This window comes from Acinetobacter sp. ANC 4178 (genome assembly GCF_004331175.1).
GTDB lineage: Bacteria > Pseudomonadota > Gammaproteobacteria > Pseudomonadales > Moraxellaceae > Acinetobacter.
Window position 1 is genome coordinate 405,496 of record NZ_SJOD01000001.1, and the last position, 25,078, is coordinate 430,573.

Annotated in this window: 26 protein-coding genes; 4 read left to right on the forward strand and 22 right to left on the reverse strand. The window is 42.0% G+C overall.

Going from position 1 to position 25,078, the window contains the following annotated elements; translation table 11 throughout:
• Positions 1-67: 67 nt before the first annotated feature.
• Positions 68-1,114 carry an NAD(P)H-dependent flavin oxidoreductase gene (locus E0H87_RS01880; RefSeq protein WP_131321870.1) on the forward strand — a complete coding sequence of 349 codons (1,047 nt, stop codon included), beginning with the start codon at positions 68-70 and terminating at the stop codon, positions 1,112-1,114.
• 41 nt (positions 1,115-1,155) lie between these two features.
• Here the strand turns inward: E0H87_RS01880 and dusB are convergent, their stop codons facing one another.
• On the reverse strand, positions 1,156-2,199 hold the full coding sequence (gene dusB, locus E0H87_RS01885) for a tRNA dihydrouridine synthase DusB (RefSeq protein WP_131321872.1): 1,044 nt from the start codon (positions 2,197-2,199) through the stop codon (positions 1,156-1,158).
• Positions 2,200-2,963: 764 nt separating this feature from the next.
• On the reverse strand, positions 2,964-3,941 hold the full coding sequence (locus E0H87_RS01890; RefSeq protein ID WP_131321874.1) for a tyrosine-protein phosphatase: 978 nt from the start codon (positions 3,939-3,941) through the stop codon (positions 2,964-2,966).
• 829 nt (positions 3,942-4,770) lie between these two features.
• Between E0H87_RS01890 and E0H87_RS01895 the strand changes: the two genes are divergently transcribed.
• Positions 4,771-5,280 (forward strand): cytochrome b, encoded by a 510-nt coding sequence (locus E0H87_RS01895; protein ID WP_165493927.1) that lies wholly within the window; start codon positions 4,771-4,773, stop codon positions 5,278-5,280.
• Positions 5,281-5,681: 401 nt separating this feature from the next.
• Here the strand turns inward: E0H87_RS01895 and E0H87_RS01900 are convergent, their stop codons facing one another.
• The 19 genes from E0H87_RS01900 to E0H87_RS01990 all read right to left on the reverse strand — a co-directional run bounded on the left by E0H87_RS01900 (position 5,682) and on the right by E0H87_RS01990 (position 22,386).
• Positions 5,682-6,116: an excinuclease gene (locus E0H87_RS01900; RefSeq protein ID WP_131321878.1), complete on the reverse strand. Its 435-nt coding sequence runs from the start codon at positions 6,114-6,116 to the stop codon at positions 5,682-5,684.
• A gap of 18 nt (positions 6,117-6,134) precedes the next feature.
• Positions 6,135-7,355 (reverse strand): beta-ketoacyl-ACP synthase, encoded by a 1,221-nt coding sequence (locus E0H87_RS01905; RefSeq protein WP_131321880.1) that lies wholly within the window; start codon positions 7,353-7,355, stop codon positions 6,135-6,137.
• Positions 7,355-8,080: a 3-ketoacyl-ACP reductase FabG2 gene (locus E0H87_RS01910; protein WP_131321882.1), complete on the reverse strand. Its 726-nt coding sequence runs from the start codon at positions 8,078-8,080 to the stop codon at positions 7,355-7,357. The genes E0H87_RS01905 and E0H87_RS01910 overlap by 1 nt, the downstream gene beginning before the upstream one ends.
• A complete protein-coding gene (locus E0H87_RS01915; protein WP_131321884.1) occupies positions 8,077-8,514 on the reverse strand; it encodes a 3-hydroxylacyl-ACP dehydratase in 438 nt (145 codons plus the stop codon). Before E0H87_RS01915 ends, E0H87_RS01910 begins: the two co-directional genes overlap by 4 nt.
• A complete protein-coding gene (locus E0H87_RS01920; RefSeq protein ID WP_131321886.1) occupies positions 8,511-9,707 on the reverse strand; it encodes a beta-ketoacyl-[acyl-carrier-protein] synthase family protein in 1,197 nt (398 codons plus the stop codon). Before E0H87_RS01920 ends, E0H87_RS01915 begins: the two co-directional genes overlap by 4 nt.
• Positions 9,700-10,257 carry a DUF3261 domain-containing protein gene (locus tag E0H87_RS01925; protein ID WP_131321888.1) on the reverse strand — a complete coding sequence of 186 codons (558 nt, stop codon included), beginning with the start codon at positions 10,255-10,257 and terminating at the stop codon, positions 9,700-9,702. Before E0H87_RS01925 ends, E0H87_RS01920 begins: the two co-directional genes overlap by 8 nt.
• A complete protein-coding gene (locus E0H87_RS01930) occupies positions 10,247-11,548 on the reverse strand; it encodes an NAD(P)/FAD-dependent oxidoreductase (protein WP_131321889.1) in 1,302 nt (433 codons plus the stop codon). Before E0H87_RS01930 ends, E0H87_RS01925 begins: the two co-directional genes overlap by 11 nt.
• Positions 11,549-11,566: 18 nt before the next feature.
• Positions 11,567-13,891, reverse strand: coding sequence for an MMPL family transporter (locus E0H87_RS01935; RefSeq protein ID WP_131321890.1), 2,325 nt, complete (start codon positions 13,889-13,891; stop codon positions 11,567-11,569).
• A complete protein-coding gene (locus tag E0H87_RS01940; protein WP_227547305.1) occupies positions 13,866-14,453 on the reverse strand; it encodes an outer membrane lipoprotein carrier protein LolA in 588 nt (195 codons plus the stop codon). The genes E0H87_RS01935 and E0H87_RS01940 overlap by 26 nt, the downstream gene beginning before the upstream one ends.
• Positions 14,454-14,514: 61 nt before the next feature.
• Positions 14,515-14,934, reverse strand: coding sequence for an acyl-CoA thioesterase (locus E0H87_RS01945; RefSeq protein ID WP_131321894.1), 420 nt, complete (start codon positions 14,932-14,934; stop codon positions 14,515-14,517).
• 9 nt (positions 14,935-14,943) lie between these two features.
• A complete protein-coding gene (locus E0H87_RS01950) occupies positions 14,944-16,476 on the reverse strand; it encodes an HAL/PAL/TAL family ammonia-lyase (RefSeq protein ID WP_131321896.1) in 1,533 nt (510 codons plus the stop codon).
• A gap of 5 nt (positions 16,477-16,481) precedes the next feature.
• Complete coding sequence (locus E0H87_RS01955) at positions 16,482-17,396, reverse strand: acyltransferase (RefSeq protein ID WP_131321898.1); 915 nt, start codon at positions 17,394-17,396, stop codon at positions 16,482-16,484.
• A gap of 17 nt (positions 17,397-17,413) precedes the next feature.
• Positions 17,414-18,148 carry a glycosyltransferase family 2 protein gene (locus E0H87_RS01960; RefSeq protein WP_131321900.1) on the reverse strand — a complete coding sequence of 245 codons (735 nt, stop codon included), beginning with the start codon at positions 18,146-18,148 and terminating at the stop codon, positions 17,414-17,416.
• A 13-nt stretch (positions 18,149-18,161) separates the two neighbouring features.
• On the reverse strand, positions 18,162-19,826 hold the full coding sequence (locus E0H87_RS01965) for an AMP-binding protein (protein ID WP_131321902.1): 1,665 nt from the start codon (positions 19,824-19,826) through the stop codon (positions 18,162-18,164).
• Positions 19,827-19,903: 77 nt separating this feature from the next.
• On the reverse strand, positions 19,904-20,458 hold the full coding sequence (locus E0H87_RS01970; protein ID WP_131321904.1) for a septation protein IspZ: 555 nt from the start codon (positions 20,456-20,458) through the stop codon (positions 19,904-19,906).
• Positions 20,455-20,703, reverse strand: a complete 249-nt coding sequence (locus E0H87_RS01975; RefSeq protein WP_016166723.1) for an acyl carrier protein — start codon at positions 20,701-20,703, stop codon at positions 20,455-20,457. The genes E0H87_RS01970 and E0H87_RS01975 overlap by 4 nt, the downstream gene beginning before the upstream one ends.
• 9 nt (positions 20,704-20,712) lie before the next feature.
• Entirely contained in the window at positions 20,713-20,973 is a 261-nt protein-coding gene (locus tag E0H87_RS01980) for a phosphopantetheine-binding protein (protein WP_131321906.1), read from the reverse strand.
• Entirely contained in the window at positions 20,966-21,769 is an 804-nt protein-coding gene (locus E0H87_RS01985) for a lysophospholipid acyltransferase family protein (RefSeq protein ID WP_131321908.1), read from the reverse strand. Before E0H87_RS01985 ends, E0H87_RS01980 begins: the two co-directional genes overlap by 8 nt.
• A complete protein-coding gene (locus E0H87_RS01990) occupies positions 21,763-22,386 on the reverse strand; it encodes a beta-ketoacyl synthase chain length factor (RefSeq protein WP_131321910.1) in 624 nt (207 codons plus the stop codon). The genes E0H87_RS01985 and E0H87_RS01990 overlap by 7 nt, the downstream gene beginning before the upstream one ends.
• A gap of 297 nt (positions 22,387-22,683) precedes the next feature.
• Here E0H87_RS01990 and E0H87_RS01995 point away from each other — a divergent pair, with 297 nt between their 5' ends.
• The gene (locus E0H87_RS01995; RefSeq protein WP_131321912.1) at positions 22,684-23,898 is read left to right on the forward strand and encodes a DUF1615 family protein; all 1,215 of its coding nucleotides are present in this window, start codon (positions 22,684-22,686) and stop codon (positions 23,896-23,898) included.
• On the forward strand, positions 23,865-24,512 hold the full coding sequence (locus E0H87_RS02000) for an HAD family hydrolase (protein ID WP_131321914.1): 648 nt from the start codon (positions 23,865-23,867) through the stop codon (positions 24,510-24,512). Before E0H87_RS01995 ends, E0H87_RS02000 begins: the two co-directional genes overlap by 34 nt.
• 79 nt (positions 24,513-24,591) lie before the next feature.
• On the opposite strand, the gene grxD is transcribed toward E0H87_RS02000, so the two are convergent.
• Positions 24,592-24,933: a Grx4 family monothiol glutaredoxin gene (gene grxD / locus E0H87_RS02005; protein WP_131321916.1), complete on the reverse strand. Its 342-nt coding sequence runs from the start codon at positions 24,931-24,933 to the stop codon at positions 24,592-24,594.
• Positions 24,934-25,078 lie beyond the last annotated feature (145 nt).

Consider the following 25,078-nt stretch of genomic DNA (forward strand, 5'->3'; position numbering starts at 1 on the left):
ATAGTGAATATTATTTGCTTATTTTATTGAGCTTGGGCACAGTTAAGTAAATACATGGAGCCTAATTATGTCTTTATTAGAACAACTAGAAATTAAACATCCTATTTTTCTAGCCCCTATGGCAGGTGTTTCAACCCCCACCTTGGCAGCAGAGGTTTCTAATCAAGGCGGATTGGGTTCACTAGGTTTAGGCGCAAGCTCCGTAAATTCAGCGCGTGACCAAATTCTTGCAACTCAAGCCTTAACAGATCGTTCATTTCAAGTGAATTTTTTCTGCCACCAAAGCCACGCTTTAGATCCAGCAATTGCAGCACAATGGATCGAATATCTAAGCCCTCAATTTTCGCGCTTAAATGTCGCTGCTCCGCAACAGCTCGAATGTATTTATCCAAGCTTTTTAGACAATGATGATTTTTTAAATCTTGTGCTTGAAACACGCCCTAAAGCCGTCAGCTTTCACTTTGGTATTCCGCACCCACATCAAATCACAGCATTAAAAGCTGCGGGTATTCTTACTATGGTTTCTGCGACGAACTTGCCAGAAGCATTTGCAATTGAAGCAGCAGGCATTGATATTGTTATTGCTCAAGGAATTGAAGCAGGTGGGCATCGTGGCATTTTTAATCAAAGTATTGATGGTGCGATCAAAACCTCCGATTTGGTGCAACTGTTAAGCCAACACTGCCATATTCCAGTGATTGCAGCAGGTGGAATTATGACGGGTCAACAAGCATATCTGATGCTACAGCTTGGTGCTCAAGCCGTGCAGCTCGGCACTGCATTTGTTCAGTGTAAAAGTTCAAATGCGAATGCTGCTTACCGTAAAGCATTATTAAATACACCTGTTACACAAATTACAGACAGTATTTCTGGTCGTCCTGCGCGTGGATTGGTGAATGCTTGGCATACTGAAATTGATCAGCCGAACCGTCCTGCTGTACCCGCTTATCCATACACTTATGATTTAGCCAAACAATTACATACCGCAGCAAGTCAGCAAGGTAACCATGGTTATGGAGCATTTTGGGCAGGCTCGAATGTAGCGCAAATTCGTGAATTGGAAGCTGCTGATCTGATTAATCAACTGCTATTAGAACTAAGTCAAGTACAATAAATACTAAGCCCAGCAATCGCTGGGCTTTTAATATCTGACTTTTAAACATCTAGCAAATTAATTTGCTCAACTTGAACATCAAGCATGGTTTGACCCTCGCTTAATAGTAGATTGAAATAGTTTTCAACTACTTGGGCCTGTTCTGCTGTACTTTCAACTTTGTACATATTCTGACGAAATTCATTACTTGCGCGTAGTCCTTTGGTATACCAAGCAATATGCTTACGTGCAATGCGGCAGCCCGAATATTCACCATAAAATTGATATAGTTCAATAAGATGTCCCAGTAATACTTCTTTAACCTCAGCAATGTCTGGTGCTGCCAAGTGCTGGCCAGTTGTTAAATAATGCGCAATTTCTCTAAAAATCCAAGGTCGACCCTGTGCCGCGCGTCCAATCATAATTGCATCTGCACCAGTATAATCCAATACGTATTTGGCTTTTTCAGGACTATCAATATCACCATTGGCAATCACTGGAATATTCAGCAACTGTTTGACTTCTTTGATTAAATCATAGCGTGCGGTATTTAAATACATGTCCTCACGAGTACGCCCATGCAATGCCAAAGCAGCAACACCTGCTTGCTCGGCTCTTTGCGCCACACGTAATATATTTTCATGACCATTTAAAAAGCCCAAACGCGTTTTGAGCGTGACTGGTACATCCACTGCAGCAACCACTTCATCTAAAATTCGTGCGACCAAATCTTCATCTTGTAATAAAGCAGAACCAGCCAACTTATTACAAACTTTCTTGGCAGGACACCCCATATTAATATCGACGATTTGTGCCCCATTTGCGACTTGGTAACGTGCCGCCTCTGCCAAATCTTTTGGATCTGAACCCGCGATTTGTGCTGAAATTGGGGCTAGTTCTCCATCAAAATTAGCTCGATATAAGCTTTTTTTGCTCATACGCAAGGTTTTATCCGCAGTCATCATTTCACTGACTGCATGCCCTGCACCAAAGTATTTACAAAGTGTACGAAATGGGCGATCGGTCACACCTGCCATAGGAGCGACCCAAAGTTTTTTATCTATTGATTTATCAAACAATTCCTGAATAGTGTTGTTTTGACTCAATTTCTTAAACCTCATTTAACTTTGTTTAATCGCTTCTAGTTGACGGTCAATAAACCTTTGTTTCACCCTATTGCACCTTATAAAAGTTATGGAGCAATAAGGGTAAGCACTAAACTTCAACTTATGAATGGTACAGGACGCTCTAGAACTCGGTTCAGCGCAAAACCTACCCACGCTTAGACATCAAGAACTTTCAGTAAAAAAATCACTAGCAGATGAGTGGATACAATGAACTGAAATAGAAATTGAATTAAATTCAGAAAAAAATGATTAACCTAGAGGCTAGGTTTACACACAAAAATTTCAGAATTAATTGATCAATACTTGGATGAGACAGATAGTTTGGCTAGAACAAAAACAGGCGCTTTAAAATTCAGTACTAGTTTAGAGATTTCAGAGAAAAATATCTATTCATTAACGTGACAAGATTTTTAAGCGCTTGTTATCGCATAGCATAAAAGTGATCCTGTGACATGTTATCAAACCCCTTGATGAATTTGAGACAATCACATGTATTTATGAGGAACCCAAAGCCCCAATCTGGTGAACCTGTTTCTAAAAAAGAGACTCACGCTCGCATGTTAGAACCTGCTTAGTTAAATTAACCGCTTGTTTCAGTGGAAAATTAAAACTATCTATGGATTTAACCAGACCTTGTCCACTATTGCTATTCATGATTTTGGACATGGAATATTCCAAATACAGCAAAAATCTACCAATCACAAAAGATGAAGATTAACTTCACTTTACATACAACTTTCAAATTATTTATTAGCGGTATAACCAATCAAAATTTTAACTTTTAAGTTTTCAATATCTTCTTTTGATAAACCTAAACCTTTGGTCGCGTACTGATCAATACTGCCATAAACCTTAATTACTTCATCATATTGAGCTTTGAAGAACTCTTCACGAACATCTAGTGCAGGTCGGAAGATATTTGCCGCGGCTTCACCCTGAGTGCTCACCATATATTGATACATCGCATTAACACGATCAGCCGTGTATTCATTGGTTAATAAATAATCTTTGATGGCATCATTATAACTCATCCCCAGAAGTAACTGAATCGTTGCAGTCAACCAACCCGTTCTGTCCTTACCAGCAGTACAATGAAAAACCTGTACCCCATCTGTATAAATCAAGCTATTGATTGCAGCACCATAACGTTGTTGAGCACCTTCATCATGGGCAGCCATGTTTGCTACTGAACTACCGAATATATTGATCATATCTTCTGGTGTATTAATCCCTGGAGGTAATGCGCTATCTGAAGTACCTGCAATGTTAATCATGACGATATTGGTCTCTGGACTTAAAATATCTGGACTTTTTTCTCGCTCTGAATTCGTCCTTAAGTCATACACAGTTTGAATTTTTAATGATTTTAAGGTCTCTAAATCTGTTTCATTGAGAGGCAAATAGTTAGAGCGATAGATAAGACCTCGTCTTAATTTTAAACCATCAGTATTGACATAGTTTGTTGAAATACTATTGCCAGAAATATCTCGAAAATTATCAGCCATCATAATTTTGGGCGTATCAGCCAAATATAAGCTCGGATCATTCGTCTTACTACCCAAATTATCAACAGCAGTATTATTCGAATTATTTGAACCATTCGATGTATTTGAACTCTCACCATCACACCCTGTAAGCAATACAGCGCCTACAATAATTGGAATGAATAAACTTCTTTTAATACATGTTAATAATAGATTTGATTTTAACGATTCATTCATGAGCTTTCGTATTCGAGTCAGTTGAATTTAGGAAAGCCGTATTGTTCTGAATGAACATTACATTTAAATGAATACGCCAATAAAATTATAAATTTTAGTTATTAATTTTTAACGATTTTTTTAAATTATGCGACATAATTAGCTATTATTTTAAAAGAAAGTAAAATGGTACAAAATTCGATCTACTTCTAATTCTGTAAAATATTCGGGCTATAAAAGATAATTTTATCAATAATTTCTAAAACCAAATAGAATGATAGAAGCACAAGAATTATTCCGTGAACTATCGGTTTCCATTTTTCTATTTTAAATATTAATTTTGTAATATTTCCCAACTATTATCCGCATCATACAAGATAAATACGGCTTTCAGATGTTTATTAAAGTATATGATATTGTTATAAATATTAATTTAATTCAATATATTGAAATTAAAAATTAAGCACCTCTAAGTGTTGTCATTCATTTCAATATAGGGAGTGTGAAAAGAATCAAGTTTAAAAATATTGATAGTTTGAATGAGTTTTTGGAACGGTTTGAGTTAAAAGACTAATTTATTATTCAAGTTATATACCGACATTGCTTTACTACCCAAAGTGGGCTTTTAAACATGCAGAGTTATATATAGTTTCTAAGTACTTGCTCCATTTAAATAAGACATAAAGCTGATAAACAGGTCAAGTCAATAAAAATGATGTTAAAGCATCTGAAATAACAATTCAATTTCTACAGATATTTATTTCAAATCAAACAATTAAATAAACTGTGTTATATCAACCGAATAGAAAGTATATAATACTCCTAATAAAAGTAATACATGAGAAATTCTATGATTACATCAAAACCCAAATTTCCTCAACCCGTCATATTTATGCATTGGATAACTTTATGTTTTGTATTAATTGCATACTTTACTAGTAAGAGCCCTATTCAGGATCAGCTACTTGGTCAAACACATGTTATCGCTGGTATTGCCGTTTTTATTTTTTTCTTTATCCGTATTTTTTTATATATCCGCTTTAAAACTCAATTTCCTGAAACTCCCTTTATATCTACAGTACAAGAAAAAGCCTTTAAATTAATGAAGCTATGTTTATATTTATGCTTATTTATTGTGCCTTTTTTAGGCTGGTTGACGTTGTCAGCAACTCAAACACATTTCAGTTTATTTGGCGTGGATTTACCTCTAATACAATTGCCAAAAAACTTTGGTCTTGGCGAAATTCATCAAGTTATTGCTAATATTTTTATTACTTTGATTGGACTACACGCCTTGGCAGCTCTATTTCATCATTTTATTTTAAAGGATGATGTTTTAAAAAGTATGCGATTAAAATAGAAGCTAAGCGTAAAAAAATTTAACGTACAAACCGCCTGAACAACATTCATTTCAATAACTTTACGAAAGTACCTTTAGCTCAGGAAAGAATTCAATAGCTTGAAGCAAAGATTGATATGCATCAGCGCGGCTATCGTAAATCTAGAAAACCACATGATGTCAAAAAATGGGGAAATGCATGATTCTAAATTTTAAAGATCCATGCTGAGTGAGATAGACGATTACTGATGCTATAACAGCTCTCATCGCGGAATGTGTGTGACCGATATACAATGTTGTTAACAATCTAATAGGTTCAAATTTAAACTCGGATTTACGCAAATCCGAGTTTAAACAATCTAAAAAACTAATTTTCTATACGTGATGTTTTCTATACGTGACGGTCAACGTTCCGTATTACTCTAGAATTTCACCAAGTCCCCTTTTAATGCTACACCTGCGAGCGCTGTACCTTTAGCGCATTGGTAAGTCGTCGTACTACGCGTTTCATTCGATTTATAGAAACTCACCAAATTGGTCACAGCATTTGCACCATTGGCTTTGGCTGTATTTTGGAATTGGATCAGTGCTGAACGCAGTACATGATCGCATGACGTTTCCGCAGACTTGGCAAAACCATTGGTCTTTTTATTGGTCACTAAACCTTTTTCAATCACTTTACCGCCCGACTTAGTTCCTGCCAAATAAAACTTCACAGAACCATCAAGTGCACCATCTGCAACAGCGCGATTCACTGCTTCTTGAAACTTAAAATCATACATTTTATCGGCAGCTTGAGCTGATGCAATCGCACTTAAAGACAATACAGCGACTGCACAGATTTTTTTAAATAACATTGTTCTACCCTTATCTTATTAGACACGTTTAAAAATCAAGGAGGTATTAATCCCCCCAAAAGCAAAATTGTTGCTCATCATAATTTGCGTTTCTGCTGAACGCATACCTGAAACAATATAATCTAAATCACCACAAGCACTGTCAATCTGATCTAAATTTAACGTAGGGACCAACTGATTGCGATGCATCATCTCAATACTCAGCCACGCCTCAATAGCACCACAAGCCCCAAGTGTATGCCCAAAATAACTTTTTAATGAGCTGATTGGTTTTTTACCCAAGATACGTGCAGTCGCTTGTGATTCAGCAATATCGCCCTGATCAGTCGAGGTACCGTGCGCATTGACATAATCAATATCCGCGGCAGTAAGCTGTGCGTCTTTCAGTGCAAACTGCATACAACGTCCCATCATTTCAGAATCAGGTCGCGTCACATGCTGACCATCGGTATTGCTCCCATAACCAACGATCTCGGCATAAATGGTCGCACCACGTGCTTGAGCATGTTCATATTCTTCTAAAATGAGGCAACCTGCACCTTCTCCCACGACCAAACCATCTCGGTTCGCATCAAACGGACGCGGAGTTGTCTCTGGACGTTCATTTTGCACACTGGTCGCTAACAGTACATCGAACACGGCTGAACCTGCGGCACTCAATTCTTCTGCACCACCTGCAATCATTACGGTTTGCTTACCATATTTAATGGCTTCATAGGCCTGCCCAATGGCCATAGAACCTGAGGTACAGGCACTTGAAGTTGGCAACGTTAAACCTTTCAAACCAAAATAGATGGTCATATTCACTGCACTGGTATGCGACATCATCCGAATATAAGTCGTCGCATTCATTTGGTTCATATTATTATCAATCAACATTGAACCAAATTCACGTACAGCATCTACACTTCCCGCAGATGAACCAAACGCGACACCAGTTTCACCATTTTTTAAAATGTCATTATTTAACAAACCTGCATCTTCTAATGCTTTTTCAGCACAGACCACAGACATTAAAGCAACGCGCCCCATACCTCGAGTCACTTTGCGGTTAAAATGCTTAGGTACGGTAAAAGACTCGACTGGGCCGCCCAATTTACTGCGTAAATCGGGATAAATTTCCCAATCAGGCATATAACGAATGCCACTTTTGCCGTTTGCAAATTGTTCAAAAATTTGGTCCGCGGTTTCGCCTAAAGAGGTAATTCCAGACATTCCTGTCACAACAACACGTTTCATTAGATCAGTCCCCCATTGACTGAAATCACTTGGCGGGTGATATAACTGGCATCATCACTACATAAAAACTTCACGGCTTTAGCCACTTCTTCCACTTGCCCCATGCGTTGCATTGGAATCATTTTTAAAGCATGTTCCTTCACTTCTTCAGTCACCATTTCAGTTTCAATCAAGCCGGGAGCTACACAGTTCACTGTGATTTTACGTTTTGCTAACTCTAGTGCCAGTGCTTTAGTCGCACCAATCAGCCCTGCTTTGGCAGCACTATAGTTCACCTGACCACGGTTACCCATGATTCCAGACACTGAAGACAAGGTCACAATACGTCCGCCCTTTTTCAAGCGGATCATCGGCATCATCAGGGGTTTCAGCACATTATAAAAACCGTTCAGAGAGGTCGAAACCACGTCATCCCAGTCTTCATCGGTCAATGCTGGGAAAGCACCATCACGGGTCAGCCCTGCATTCAGCACCACTCCATAAAAAGCACCATGCTCTGCCATATCTTGCTCCAAAATGACGGCAATATTTTCACGCTCATTCACATCAAACATCAATACATGGCTCGCTTGTCCAAGCGCTTGAATCTCCTGAGCCACTGCTTCGGCCTCAGACTGTCTTGAGCGGGCATGGATCGTGACATCAAAGCCTGCCTTTGCCAACTCTAGAGCAATCGCTTTGCCTATTCCACGACTCGAACCCGTGACTAAAATTCTTCTGTTCACACTAATTTTCCAATAATTTCATTCATATTTTCAGGCTCAAAGACACTCAACATGGCACTGAACCGATGTTCTTGATATTCAATTTCACAATGAAACTGCCCTAAACCTTCGTGTAGATAACTTTGTTCGACCCGAATCCGCACGGTTGTGCCCAAACTAAAATAGGCACAAGGCAACTGCATTTTACGCGTTCCCAATAAAAAACCAATTTTCGGTGGCAATCCTTGAGTTTGTCCTTTATAGCCTGCATAGACACTGATGGTCTGAGCCATCAGCTCAATGCTGCTCCATGTGGGCAAGCCTTCTGGCTCACAAAACATCAAATCCGGTGTGATGTGAAGTTCTGCAATAGCAAACTCATCATTCGCTTCAATGAGATGGCTCACGAAAACCATGGGTTTTTCGTGCGGAATAAACTGTACTGCATCCATCATGGCAAAGCTGTTCCCAAAATTAGACTAATATTGCTACCGCCAAACGCAAATGAATTACTCATGACATAACGTATTGGCGCTGTTAAATTAGGATCGAGCACATAATTTTGCTTAGCCAAAGTTTCATCCAATTCACCGGCATGATGTAGCGGTAACCATGATTGATCTAATAAAACCTGTTGGCAAATAAAGGCTTCGATTGCACCCGCCGCCCCTAGACAATGTCCTGTTTTATGTTTGGTACTACTGAGTGCCACTGTGTTGTCTGAAAACACTGTCTGTACCGCCTTAATCTCCATCGCATCATTTTGCGGCGTAGAAGTCCCATGTAAATTTAAATAGCCGATATCATGGGCTTTAAGCTGTGCCATATCTAATGCTTTTTGCATCGCGTCAGCAGCGCCTTGCCCTTCTGGATGGGGTGCTGAAATATGCCATGCATCCATTGACTCACCACTCGATAGTAACATCACAGGTGCAGGTGCTTTCGACAATAAGAAGAGTCCTGCGGCTTCACCAATATTGATGCCATCACGATTAGCACCACAAGGCTGACAAATCCCGCTCGATAAGCTTTCTAAACTATCAAAACCATTTAAGGTAAGTTTACATAGCGTATCCACGCCTCCAACCAACACAGCATCGGCCAAATCGGCATTCAGCAGACGTTGCCCCGCCGCCATCGCTTTGGCTACCGAGGAACAGGCGGTAGAAATGGTATAGGCAGGCCCTTCCCAGCCCAAATACTGTTGTAAGGCTTTCGCCAAACTGCCCATTTCCTGTTTCTGATGCTGTACAGACTGCGGCACTGGCTGTTGAAACTGGTCTTTTAAGACAGACTCATTATCCGCAATTCCTGACGTTGACGTGCCTATGATTACTGCAAGACGATGTTTCGAAAACTGTGCAGTATAGGCACGAATCTCTGTTTCAATTTGTGCCAAAGCCGTCAAGGCAAAACGTAAATTACGCGAATCGGTAATGCTCAAAACTTCAGGAATGTCTTGAATCAAGGTTTGATCAGCAGCACCTACCCATACCGTACGCCTAGCAATCAGATCCTCTCGTTGCGACAAGGTATTTTCGGTGCTTGTTAATGCATGTTGAAGCTCAGCGGGATTTTGCCCCAAAGCCGACAGCGCCGCACTGAACTGAATACCAACGGCTGAAGCATTCTGTACATTTTTAGTCATGATGGTCGCCTTGATCATCTTCTAAAGTATTGCTCACCGCGCTGATCACCATTTGATACGGCACTTGCAAATTATCCAGCTCAATTGCCCCCTCTTTTTGTTGAATTTTCAACACGGGCTGTTGCTGTATATAAATGGTATCATCTTTCTGTACTACAGCATTTTGAGCAGCATGTAATCCAGCAAAATTGGGATAGGTCGCATACAGAATATCGCGTACCACATAATCAAAAGGCAACAACTTCATCGGCTCAATACGCTGTTCAACTTTAACCTTTTGACCATCAAAACTGAGCTTAAACAACTGCTGCCCCGTAAGGCTGAGCGCCAACATATCAAGCGACTGTCCCCGTTGCTGTTGGTACAGTAAAAAACTAAAACTCTGGGTTTTCCACTGTACTTCTATTTGATCTTGGCGCTGGTAATTTTGTGCCGCCCACTGTGGAGTCGCCAATCCTTGTGCTTTAGGGATCCAACTTTGGCAGGCACTACAGAGCAAAGCACTGGCTAAAACCCAACTGATGGTCTTTAAACACAGCTTAAGTTTCATCAGTCAGCAACTCTTTCTGTTGTTGTGCTTCGCGGCAATATTCTGCCAAGGTACTCAAGCGTTGCTTGGCATTACGATGAATCGGGTTAGTCGTATCCCATGCATAACCTGCCAGTAAAGATGCAATCATACGGCGGATTTTTTCATCCTGCTGAGTCGAAAACACCACATCCTGAAACTCTCCTGAATACCATGACTCAACATAGGCACGGAACACTTGAATACCTTTACGCAGTGGCTTCTCGTATTGCTCCATCCAGTCTACAGTCTGACCTTGCAACACCTGTTCGACCAACGGCACCGCTAAGCTAGAAGATTTCAAGGCAATGGTGACACCTGAAGAAAAGACAGGATCTAGGAACTCACCCGCATTGCCGAGCAAAGCGTAGTTTTCAGATGCCAAATGTTTCACATCGGCAGAGTAGCCGACCAAAGTACGTACAGGAGTATCGTGTTTAGCATGACGCAGCACATGCGACAAGCTGGCATCATCAGCCAAAATACGCTTCTGCAAAGCTTCTAAGTCGTAATCTGCACTGCCGTCATAACCGTATTTTTCAAAGAAATCTTGCTCCGCAACAATACCAAATGAAGAACGCCCATCGGCAAAGGGAATCAGCCAATACCATGCACGGTGGTCTTTTTCATGCACGGTAATTAAAATTTTCTCGCGGTCAAACTCAGGGTCATCCAATAAACCATCTTCAATATGGGTAAAAACCGCACGACGCACCGGAAAGTCCGACGGGCTTTCTAAGTCGAGAAACTTCGGCAAAATGCGGCCAAAACCGCTGGCATCCAAAAGGAACTTGCCTTGAATTTGGTAGCTGTTGCCTTGCGCATCTTTCACCGTCAAAATCGGCTGTGTAGATGCCACATCGACCGCCAACACTTCATGACCAAAACGGATATCTGCACCCATTTTTTCAGCTTGCTGCGCCAAAAGTTGGTCAAAGTTGGCACGTCGTACTTGCCATGTAGTGCCCGGGCCTTCGCTAAACTTTTGAGTAAAGTCATAAAAACTGCGCTGCGTGCCTCTTAAAAAAGCCGCACCATTTTTAAACTGAAAGGCATATTCATCGGCATGTGCGCGAACCGTCTCCAACAAACCTGCTTCTTCTAAAAACACCATACACTGTGGCAATAAAGACTCACCGATGGAAAAACGCGGAAAATATTGCTTTTCGATGACCGTGACTTGATGGCCTTTTTGACGCAGTAAAGCCGCGGCTGAACTGCCTGATGGCCCCGCCCCAATAATTAAAACATCTGTCTGTTGCATGGTGCTCATTGCACTGTACCCTTTAACTCAGCTCTTTGGCTGATATTGTTGAACCACAACATGTTTTACATCGGAAGAGGTAAAAAGTGTGGCATAAAGAAATGAAAAAATAACGCCTAATAAAACTGTTAAACCGAAACTGTGAATGGCGTAGGTATGGCTGAAAGACAGCAAGCCAAAACTAAAGAAAGTCGACATCATACACAGAAACAAAGCCATACCCACCACTTGTGGATGATCATGTCCGTGACGGTAGAAAATCGCATAATCCACCCCAATTCCAATGATCAGGAAGGTGCCCATAATGCTGAATAAATTAATCTCGACACCCAGCCAGGCTTGAATCGCAAAAGTGGTCATTAAAGCCATACTGACGGGCAGTACCAAAGGCAAAATGGATTTTTTGCCATAAAGTGCCCCTAAGCCAATCGCTAAAATCACCAAAGCACTCAGCAATAGCCACTGCGCCTGTTCACGATGCTGTTTAAATAACTCAGACAGTTGTTGAACAGGACGTAACAGTTGTACATCAGCATTTTCAAGCTGCTGCACAGCGCGTACATCATGCACATTTTGCAGCATCACCAAACGCTGTGTCGGACTCATCTGCAAAAAATGCAGGGGATGATCTTTAAAGACTACTTCAGTCAATAACGGTTGGTCTTTTAAATGGGCTTGCCAATTTAAAACATCGGCGGTATTGAGCTGTAACGCTTGTGCATATTCCACTAAAGCGTGCTGAGGAATCGCCTGTAACATCGCAATATTCTGTTTTTGCTGCTCAAGCGAGGGAATCCACTGCCCTAAAGCTTGCACTGCATCCAACTTTCCAGCCTGCTGTAAGGGAGCAAGTTTTGCCAGCAGTTGCTGTTCGTGCTGTTCTAATTCTGCAGGTGTTCGGCCCTGTACCACAAAATATTCGCTGCTTTGCTGTTGCATAAAGCGCGAGCGAATATATTGATCTTCCTGCTTTAAGGTGGCATCCATACTTTGTAAATTGCGGATGTCATCATTACTTTTCAGAAAGGCGAGGCTACTGCCTGTCACCAGTACAATCAGTGAAATCATGCCATAGCGCAGCGTGTTACGGCTCTGCACATAACTGCGTGCTTTGCCAATAAAACCCAGTGTACGTATCGCAGGTTCCGCATTCAGCGCAGGTAGACGTGGCAGTAGTAAAATACTGGTCACCCATGCGGCACTCAGTCCAACCATAGAAAAGACTGCAATCTGTTTAAAGCCCGGAAATGGGGTAAAACTCAGCACCACATAGGCCAATAGCGTGGTCATCAACCCCACAAATAGACTCGGCAATAATGGTTTTAAAACTGCAAATCCATCGATCTGTCGATGCTGAGACTGCATGGCCATAAAGTAAAATGAAAAATCGACACAGACCCCAATCAGACTGGCACCAAAGACCAGTGTCATCAGGTGAATTTCACCGAAAACCCAATAGGTCACAGCAAAGGCCACCAGACTGCCTGTACCGACTGCAACCATTTCCGTCAGCATGGGCCGTATCGAACGGAAGCCAAACCAGACCAGCAGTAGAATCCCAATAGTCGAACCCACGCCAATGGTGGAAATTTCCTCTTTGGCAGAATTGGTGCCAAATTGTGCAAACAGCAGCGTACCTGTCCAGTGCGGTTTAACTTGCAACTGACCGAAACGCTGATTGATATTGTGAATAAACGCAGCAGTCTGCTCTTGGTAAGCAATGTTATAAGGGCTATTGTTGAGCTGAAGCACTATCAGGCGCGAGATGCCTTGTTCATCACGAAGCGTCGCAAAGCCCTGCTCTAAATTGATATCGGCATTGCTTTGTAAGGTACTTAAACCTACTGCATAACGAGGGAACAACAGCAAAGGATCTTGCTTGAGCATTTCAGCCGTGATCGGCATGCCTGGACTCATCAGCTGTAATAAGCCCTGCTCCATCAACGCTGCAGCATCCTGCCCTTGCACCATCTGCTGATCTGACTTGGATAATAGCCCTGCTTTGTGCTGATACAGCGCTTGGGCAAATTGATCAGGGTCAAGCTGCGGACGAACAGGTAAAAACAGCTGACTTTGGTCGGCTTGGGTTTTGAGTGCTTGCGTCGCCTGTTCTAATTGCTGATCTGTTTTTACATCCAACACCACAAAAACTTTGTCATTTAACTGCTGACTCACATATTGCTGTGCTTGTTCCAGATGAGCATCTTGATGTGCCTCAGGCAGCAAAGCAAAAATATTGGTCTCAATCTTAATGCCTTTATTCAGCCAAGCCGCGCCCAGTGCCAAAGCAATGACACACAAAATCAGTAGCCAAAGGGCGCTAAACTTATTTTGCCAATTGGAAAAGCGCATTTTCCGCAGCCGTTAAAGTTTGAGGTTGAGCCGTTTGCTGGCTAAAACGAATGATGGTGCGATTATTGGCTTGTTCCAAAATCGTAATACGGTCCACATAGCGCTGACCTTGTGCATCGACTTGGACAAAAAGCTTTTTAAACAGGCTGCTTTTCGGCGTTAAGCTGACATTCCACTGCGTCGGACTGTAATTGGCAGACACCACATTAAAGTTTTTAGCGAGCGCCGCTTCATTGCCCGACATCAACTGTAAAAACATCGTTGCTACAGAGCCATACGGGGTTTTATCGACTTCAATTTGACTGGATGTACGCTGCGTCTTTTGTACCAACTTACGCGGTGTCACCACCAAATCGGCTTTTACTGGACTTTGAATCTGCCACAGCACGCCTTGGTTTTTACTGAACAGCACAGTGCCTTTGGACACATAGGTTTTATTCAATGCTGCCAGTTTTTTCTGCTGCTCAAATTGGGCACGCACCACAGGCGTTGCACCAAGCTGAGCAAACACCTGCTTCAATTCAGTATTTTGTGCATTCACCGCGGGAGCAAGCAAAGTCATTGCACTGGCTACACACGCAACGACAATCGGCTGAGGGAATTTGTATCGAATCATGCTTGTATTACTCCGCTTTAAACTCAGGCCATGCATTTAAACAGTCCAATAACACTTGTGGGGATTGAAAACACATTTCACGTTTTTCAATATGAACTGCCACTTGCGAAGTAAAGCCCTTGGTCAACTTTCTACCCGAGACCGCATCAAAAATCAGATATTCAATTTTCAAGCGATTTTCCCACTCTTTCAAAACGGCGCGCACACGAATTTTCTGCTCAAACTCGATGCCTTGTACATAGCGCACATAGCTTTCAATGACAGGCCATGCATAGCCCGAGTCACGCATTTGGTTATAGTTATAGTGAAATTGATCCAGCAGTTTGCAACGTGCAATTTCAAAATATTTTAAATAATGCCCGTGCCACACCACATGCATGGTATCGACATCATGAAAGGGCACTTCAATTATTACATCAGCATGCATGCGCATTTCCTATGAATATTGAACAGCAATGCTGTCTAACAGTTCTAAATGCTCAAAGCGATTAACCAGCGCCTGAAGCTCTTGTTGCAAAGGACGATCTTCCGCTACATAGGTGAAGTTCTGAAGCACCCAGTGTTGAAATGCTGTTAAAACAGGGCTGAGTTCTGTATCTACCCCTTTGAGTTTGACCGCCTGAACTGCTGCACAACTGAGTGCTGCAATCACTTGTTCGGTCAGAGTAATGACACGGCTAGCATCACGTGCGGCAATGGTGCCCATGCTGACTTTGTCTTGATTATGACATTCGGTTGAGCGTGAGAAAATTGATGCAGCGAGCGTCTGTTTTAAGGCTTCTGCCGTCCATGCCGAAACCCCAATTTGCACCGCTTTAAAGCCATGATTCAGCGGCAAACGCTCAGGACTAGAACCGGTTAAATTACGCGGTAAACCATTGTTCATTTTATAGTCCACCAACTGCGCCAACTGACGATCCATCAAATCAGCAATATTCGCGATCATAATTTTCAGGCTGTCCATGGCTTGGGCAATATGTCCGCCATAGAAATGTCCGCCATGCAGTACCCGCAGGTTCATTGGGTCAATCAATGGATTGTCATTACTTGAATTCAGCTCATTTTCAATAAACTGACGAAGCCATACTTTGGAGTCTTCAAACACCCCAATCACATGCGGTGCACAGCGCAGTGAATAACGGTCTTGCAAACGTGAACTTTGGTGTTCAGTTTGCACTTCGCTATTCAGCCAGTCACGTAATTGGGCTGCAATATGTTGCTGTCCCGGATGCGGTTTTTGCGCAAACAAGACTTCATCAAAATGGCTTGGATTGCCCTCTAAGGCCAAAACATTTAGTGCGGTAATCAAGGTACTGGCAAAAGAAATCTGTTCTGCTTTTTTATAGTTGAGGCAAGCAATCGCGGTCATGACCGCTGTACCATTCATCAGGGCTAAGCCTTCTTTAGGACGCATCACCAAAGGCTGCAAGCCTTTTTCGGCATACACTTGCGCAATCGGTACAATCTGGCCTTGATAGTACACATCGCGCTCACCGACCAATGCCCCAGCGATATAAGATAAAGGCGTCAAATCCCCACTGGCACCCACCGAACCTTCCGAGGGAATCACAGGAATCACATCTTCATTCAGCATCCAAACCAAACGCTGCAACAAGGCATGCGAAACACCCGAATAGCCGCGTGCCAAAGAACATAAACGCACGACCACAACAGCACGTGCGGTAATTACGTCTAAGTTTTGCCCCATGCCACAGCCATGAAAACGCGACAAATGTAGCGGCAGCTCATGCACTTGGTGGGCTGGAATTTCAACCAAGCACGAGTCTCCATAACCCGTGGTCACGCCATAAATGACGCCTTCGTCTTGCAACAGCTGATCGAGGAAATCTGCGCCGCGTTGAATCAATGCTGTCCATTCAGCAGAGGTCGGCAATGCCACCTGTTTTTCTTTACGTGCTACAGCCACAACATCTTCAATACTGAGCGGAGTTTCCCCAACAATTAACACAAGACTTATCCTTTATTCCAAAAATTATAAAAATTAAACCATTGATAGGGCGCGCGTATGCAATGCTGTTCCAACAGTTCCACATACTGTCGTGTGGTCTGTTGCATAGCCTGTAAACGCTCTTTACGTGGCCAATTTAACTGCTCCGCCACTGGGTGAATATGCACTTCAAAGTGTCTATCTACTCGATAGCAAAACACCGCCAACACAGGAGCTTTTAATAAACTGGCCAAAATCCAAGCACCTTGCGGCCACAGCGCTTGCTCGCCTAAAAAAGCAACCGATTGTACCCGATCCGACTGCACGGGTACGCGGTCTGCTGCCACAATCACCCATTCACCCTGATCCAATTTATCCTGCAAAATTAGTGCTGTTTCGATTCCCAACTCATCCACCGATACCAAATTGACATCGGCATGTTCATTCAGCTTTTTTAAAAACTCATTGAACTTGGTGGCATGTTTTTGATAAACCAACACATTAATTTTCTGCGAATGCTCTGCTTTGATGGCACGTAGCAATTCAATATTGCCAAAGTGTGACACCACAATCACTGCACCTTTTTGATAGTGCGAACGAAAGTGTACATGACCATGCAATTTTAAGTTCTGCTCAGGAATATGCCCAAGCCAGCCTTCAATTTTATCTAAAATACATTCGCCAAATTGCATTAAATGCGCATAGCTGTGCCAAAGCTGCGGTTCAACCTGAAACGGTGACTGTGCACTGGCAAAATGATGCAGTTTTTTTAAGTACAACAGAGAAGCCTGACGCGCGGTATTGGAAAAGAGCCAGTACCATAAAATCACAAAGTACAAGATGACTCTGCACAGCCAACGCCCACCTAAACGGTAGAAACCCAACATTAGCATCAGCGGTAACATCCCGCCCCGCTCTTTTACGGCGCTCCATTTCTGCATAAGCTTCTTTGACCGCCTTAGCCTTTGACTTTCTGATAAATCAGCTTGGGGAACCGCAGCAACATGCCACCCAATAAGCGACTATGCGCGCGTGCCATGCCTAGATTGTCACGCCAAACATCAAAATGTGAAATGCCGCCTTCGGGATAAATCACATGCGTGGGCAGATTGATAAACGGTACATTGTCCCATTTCAAACGCACCAAAATTTCCGAGTCAAAGCCCATCCGCGGTTGAAACTTGGCTATGTTTAGAATGTTCACTGTCTGCGCCAAAGGATAAACGCGGAAGCCACACATGCTGTCTTTAATGTCAAAAGACAGACTGTTAATCCACACCCAAATGTGCGTTGCATAACGGCCATAGAGACGTTTTTTTGGCACAGTCGCATCAAAGATCGGCTGACCAATAATCATGGTATCGGGGTGCAGGATAGATGTGTCTAAAAAGCGTTGCACATCCTGCCAGTCATGTTGTCCATCGGCATCCAGTTGCAAGGCATGGCTATAACCGCATTGAAAGGCATGCTTGAGACCTGTGATCACCGCCTGCCCCTTACCCTGATTATGGGTATGTTCAACCAAATCAACCATTGCGTAGTCATGCGCGAGTTGATGTAACACCGCCGTACAAGCAGCATCACTGCCATCGTTCACCATAATAATCGGTAACTCAAAAAAGCTTAAATGTGACAATAACTCGGCCAAATAATGCGGATGGTTATACACAGGAATCACAAAGCAGTGTTTCATTTTGTCTCTCGGCTTAAACGTCTGTAGGGACAGCAAACAGCAAACGTCCTGATGCCAATATTTTGTCATGATTTTTCAGCTCAAAACTGACCTTATGCGCTTTACGGCTGAGTAACAATTCCACGGTTTGATAGGGTTGGATCAACCCCTGAAATTTTAACTGCTCAAAACCATTACACCATAGTAAATCTGCCCAGTTCTGTTTAGCAAAATGCTGAATAAAACCAATTTGCCCTACGCCCGGATAAATCGGAAAGTTAGGGAAATGTCCTTTAAAGCATTCCAATTCAGGAATAAATTCCAAAGCATAACTGATCTGCGCATCCTGAGATTGCTGCGTCAATACCACAGGCAAGCTCATCGGTTGAAAGAGTGATTTTAAATACTGTTGATTCAGCTTCGATTGTGCATTTTGTGGCATTTGCGTTAAGAACCGCCACTGCCGCGGAATCGCAATGCTTTCCAGCTTCTGTTGTAATTGTTTTTTCAGTTGTGCGGTAAAGGCGGCTTTGCCCTTTTTGATGAGAACCGCCCGAGCATCCTCAGTCAACACTGCCACCACCGCCAAAATCTGACGCTGTTCTTTTTCATGAATTAGGACATGGCACTGGCGTATTTCATCCAACTCAGCGATTTTTATTTCAATCGCATCGAGACTTAAGCGTTTTTCTTCGAGTTTGACAATGCGGTCCAAACGTCCCAATAACTGAAACGGACTTTTGGGATTGTCTGCATCTACGACCTGCACTTTATCTCCGGTCAAAATCCAATCCGCGCTAAAGGCATGGTTGGTTTTGACGGCTAACTCTTGCTGATCGGCACATTTAATTTCGACATTGGCAAAGGGTGTCCATAGCGCATCATCCGCCTGACGGTGGGCGATCCCGCCTGTTTCAGAACTGCCAAACACTTCGGTAATCGGGCGGTTCAGCAAGGGACGCACGCCGGCATCCAACTTTCCGCCAGAGGAATAGACCCGATGGCAGTCATTTAACACCACATCTGTGGTCCAGCGCTTCAGCAATGCAGGACTAGAAATCACATAATTGGGCAGTTGCAGATGGGCAATTTTCTTTTGAAGATCAACCACATCTTCAGGGAAAGCCAGTTGTTTTTGGTAGAAACTGCGCCCACTGGCTAAGGGCCACAACAACTTAAACAATAAACCATAAATATGCTGATGGCTCACCGTAGCAATCGCAACGGCCTGCTCAGGCAAATCAAAACTGGCTTCTAAACCGTAGACTTCATTGAACAACTGCTGTAAGGTGCGCGGAATCTTTTTCGGCTGCCCAGTTGAACCCGAAGTATAAAAATACAGCTGAGCCCGATTAAGAAAAGCATCATCAAATTGAAGCTCGAAGTTTGGCGTTACTGTTGACGACGGCAAACGTTTTAAAAAATAAATCTGCTGTTCAGCCAATTCTTTTTCTAAGTCGCTAACCCGATGCGGCGGCAATAGCACTTGCTTGCCTGCTTGCAGGGCAGCAAACAACAATACTAAAAATTCATAACTGTCTTGTTCCCAAAGCGCCCATACAGTTTGATTCAAGTGTTGAATTTGTTCAGCTTGCTCAGCCACATCCGACCAAAAGGCTTGAAAAGAAATCAGGCTTAAGTCCGCCTGAACACACAAGGGACGAGATGAATGTATATGGTGTTGAAAATGACAAGACATAAAATTTATTTTTAAAACCGTATTTCTAATCGCTATAGTTCGACGTCACTGTTCAAGTTACCCTGACCGAAACGCTGTTATTTCTGTGCCTGATGCAGCCGTTGCTGGCGCTTGCGCAAGATGAACTCACCCAGTAACAAACCACCCATCAAGACATAGGAAATCAGACCGTTATACAACACCCAAATCTTCATCGGTGCAAAAAAAACGGTGATCAGCGCGATGAATGCATTAATGCAGAAAAATCCACACCAAACTTTGGTGACTTGACGAGTCCACTCTACCCCTTCTTTGGGCAAATCAGGCTCCACCAAACGTGCAAAACGTTCAATCATCGAAGGTGGTCGGATCAAGGTACTGGCAAAAATAAACAATGCCCCAAGACTCATAAAGACAGGGTAAAGCTTAAGCCATGCATGATCTTTTAAAATCAAACTGAGCCCACCACATAAAATGGCAAAACCCGTTAATGGCCACAGCAACGCATTACCCTTGCTCAATAGACGAAGAACACCCAGTGCAATCAATAAGGCGCTAACCCAAACATACTGTCCATGTGCTAAAGCATAAGCCACAAAAAAAGGATAGAGGATCAATCCGACCACTGCTACCCCTTTAAAAATATTGTTCATGCAGCAGACATGTTCTGAATAACAGTCACAACATCTTGCACTGTACGAACGTTCTTAAAATCTTCAGGATTGACTTGCTTACCTGTCAATTCTTTAATTTTTACCACCAAATCGATGGCATCAATACTATCTACATCTAAATCAGATGCAAGATTTGAATTTAACTGAACATCGTCTTGTTCAATCTCAAAAAGTTCATCCATCCATTCACGTAACTTTTCGAGTACTTGTTCTTGAGTTAGCATTACAACCTCTTATGCCGTTTGTTGCATTTCAACCAAAGCCACTAAGCTTTGAATTGATTTAAAATGTTCTTTAGTTTCAGTCGACTCTGCATTCAAATGTATGCCATAGCGCTTTTTCAAAGCTAAACCTAATTCTAAAGCATCAATTGAATCCAAACCCAAACCATCACCAAATAAAGGTGCGTCTGTATCAATGTCTTCAATACTGATGTCTTCAAGGGCGAGGACATCAATAATCATTTGCTTTAATTCATCAGCAAGATTACTCATTTACGGATAACTCTTGGTTAAAAAACCACTGTAATTGTTGATTTAATTGACGCACATTTTTGGGATTAACTGTTACATCATCCAATACGTCTTCCACTCGAATCGCATCCAGTACTTTCACTTGAATATGAAAGGGACGATCTGGAATATGATACCATTTTTCGTTTTTCGTGAGTGTTGATGGTGTACACGTAATCAGCACAGGACGAATTGGAACTCCAGCACGCAACGCAATATTGGCTGCCCCTCGTTGAAAATCATTCAACAGTTCGCCCTTTGCAGTCCGTGTTCCTTCAGGAAAAATCAGCAAAGATGCTGCGCGATCTTGTTGTAATTTTGACACGCAATCCTGAATAAATTGCTCAGAACCCGCATTTAAAATATAACCTGCATTTTGTACAGGGCCTTTAGTAAATGGGTTTGACCATAGAGCCTGTTTTACAACACAGTTCGCCTGCTCCATTAAACCAATTAAAACCACCACGTCAATCAGTGTCGGATGATTGGCAATGACCAACTCCTGCTGGCTGTGTTGCAGTTTGTCTAAGCCTTCAACCTCATAGGTCATGATGCCGAGTTTCACCATCATTTCGGTAAAACCTTTAAAACTATGCTTAATGACTTTCTGCGTTCGCTGTGTACGGAGTTCTAAGTTTTGCGAACTCACCTTCACCATTGGCGCAATCACAGCACCAATCGCTACACCACCAAGACCAAAACTGGCAAAACTAAATCCAGTTGCAGCAACACGCCATATATAATTGGCTTTTTGTTTGACTTGCCTCATTTTTAGCATTTGGTCCACGCTTCGTATTGACTCTGGTCAGTGTTTTGCCAGAAATCATAAAATCTCAAAGCCTGTTTAAAATGTGCTTGTGCTTCAATCATGATATTGGGATTGACCGTTAAATTGGCTGGCTGCAATGAAACTAAAGCTGCCATAGAAAAAGCAGAAAATGACTGATGCTCTACATAAATATCGGGTAATGATGCTTCATAATAAATCACTAATACTTGGCGTGCATTGGGGACTGTTTTTAGCCATGCATAAGCCTCAACCAAACCATCATTCCATGAACCAGCCAAACTGGTCGCTGGGGTCGCATCCTGACATAAAATGGAATATAAACCAGAAATTGCATTATGTACTGAAGTGGAAAATTGGGTCGGCGATGGCGTTTGATCCTTCAGCACATCTTCTAAGATATTCAGTGTTTTTGCTTCATCGCCATATTGCGACACCCAGACAATATAATCAGCTTTTCCAAGATCTAAAACATGTATGGCATTATTTAATGCAAGTTTTGCAAGTGATGATAACCGTCGACGTTGCATCGCAGGTACTTTCGCTATAGCGAATAGCTCCTGACCAGCCAAGCTCATCGTTAGGTTGGATACGTGTAGTTGCATCATGAAAAGCAGTTTTTAAAAAAATTATTATCAATGCTAAAATTATAGCATTTACACAAAAAGAACACAAAAACAACGAAAGCCTAAAATTAACAAACCGCTTCACATCATGTTCTGTTTAAAATTTACCAGCAATTCAATAGAGATTTTTAAAACATTCATCTCTCTCATCTAAGCTAAGAAGAACAATTAAATTATTTGACAGTTGATAGGGAGCAATATACATATATTCATAACTTTTAATCAGCAACATAGTATACTGCATTTGCTCATCCCTTACCTATTATTGCCCCAGAGACTATGAGAAAAACTGCTTTTTCTGTATCCCTAATTCAATCACTAAAGCCATTAAGTGTATTAGCACTCTCATTTAGTCTTGTTGCCTGTGGCGATCACTCATGGTGGAAGGATGACGAGCCTACTTTAAATAGTGATCAAATTAAACGTCTTATTCCTACACGTGCGAATGACCGTAGTACTTGGGCCAAAGATATTTTTGACATTACCGAACAGTTGGGTATTCCACAAACCAAAGAGAATATTTGCAGTATTGTGGCTGTAGTCGATCAAGAATCTAACTTTGTTGCCGATCCAAAAGTGCCAGGTTTGGGTGAAAAAGCAGTAAAAGAAGTACAAGATCGTCTCACTGAAAAATTTACCGATAAATTAGGCGAAACTATTGGTGGCACAGTTGCTGGTTATTTTGAAGAAGTCTTAAAAACGCAGCCTAGCCCTGAAGATAATTACTTAAGTCAAATGCGTCGCGTACAAACCGAGCGCCAATTAGACGAACTTTATCGTGAAATTTTCGACTATATGTCAAAACATTATCATGTTAGTGCGCTTACTGGTGCTGCCAAGTTGGTTGGGCAAGATGTTGGCGAAAAAATGAATCCAATTACCACATTGGGTTCTATGCAAGTCCATATTGGCTATGCCAAAGCGCATAAACGCCAAGGTGGCAATATTGCTGAGTTGCGTACCGATTTATACAGCCAATACGGCGGATTGTATTACGGTATTCACCGTTTGATGATGTATCCTGCTGATTATGACAAAGCGATTTACCGTTTTGCCGATTACAACTCAGGCATGTATTCAAGTCGTAATGCGGCCTTCCAAAGCATGTTAAATGACCTAACTGAAGCCGAACTCAGCCTTGACGGTGACCTATTACTCTATAATAAAGATGGCTCTGTACGTTCAGCAAACAGCGAGTCAGAACGCGAGTTAATCAATGTATTTGCCCAAAATAATGTTTTGGTTACACCACGCCAAATTCGCAGTGATTTGAAAAAAGAAAAAGAGAAAGATTTTGAAGAGACCGCGACGTATCGCGCCGTAACAAAACTCTATGAAGAAAAAACAGGGAAAAAGGCATTTTATGCCATGATGCCTCAAGTGGTCATTTCAGGACCAAAATTAAGTCGTGATTATAATACCAACTGGTTTGCCAGCCGTGTGAATGGACGTTATGAAACATGTATGCAACGGGCGAAACGCATAAAAATCTAGCATTATTCGATTTTGATGGAACTTTGTGCAAAAAAGACAGCTTTACGGGCTTTATTTTTTATGCACTCTCCAAACGACATATCGTCAAACAAGGCTTGAAACTCCTACCATGGATTCAAGCCTACTATTTAAATGTCTACCCTGCTCACGCCATGCGACCAAAACTGTTTTATAGCATGTTTAAGGATGCTGATTATGCTGAAATTCAACAAATTGCTGAAGAATATGCACATCAACTGATGCACGAATTAGACCCTAAATTTATTGAGCAATTGCGACAACATCAGGCACTTGGACATGATGTGGTTTTGGTTTCAGCATCAGTCGATTTATATTTAAAACCATTATGCCAATTATTGTCGATTGATCTTATCTGCACCGAAACTGAAATTATTGCGGGTCGTTTAACGGGACATTATCAATCTGCCGACTGTAGCCGAATACAAAAAAAGATTCGCATCACTGAACAATACCCTATCGCAGATTATACAAATATTTATGCTTATGGGAATAGCGAAGAAGATTTGGAAATGTTTAGCCTAGCGCAATATACCCATATGGTAGGACACGACCAAGACCTCCCCTTATTACGACCACATTTAAAAATGGCGTAGCTAAATCTTCAACTTCAATATTTCTACCCATAAAAAAAGCCAACGATCTGTTGGCTTTTTACTACATCAGCAAAATTACTTATGCTTCTGGTGCAGGGCTGTATTGCTCAACCAAAGACTTTAATTCGCCTTTTTGGAACATATCAAGCATGATATCGCTACCACCAATTAACTCACCGTTAATCCACAATTGTGGGAATGTTGGCCAGTTTGCAATACGTGGTAATGTTGCACGAATATCTGGATTTTCTAGAATATTAACGTAAGCAAACGGACGACCAATTTGACTGAGAGCTTCTACCGCACGTGCAGAAAAACCACACTGTGGAAATTGCGGAGTGCCTTTCATGTAAAGAAGAACTGCGTGTTTGGCAATCTGGTCACGAATTAACGCTTCGGTATCGCGTGTTTGTTCAGTCATTGATGAATCCTCAACTAATCTGCCTTGCATTATACCCAAAACACAACAAAACAATATGCTTAAAGCAATATTTCCAGTTTTATTTGCATTCAGGCTTTAATTCTAGATGAGATTTTGCTTATATAGGCATTGTTTTCTAGTTCTG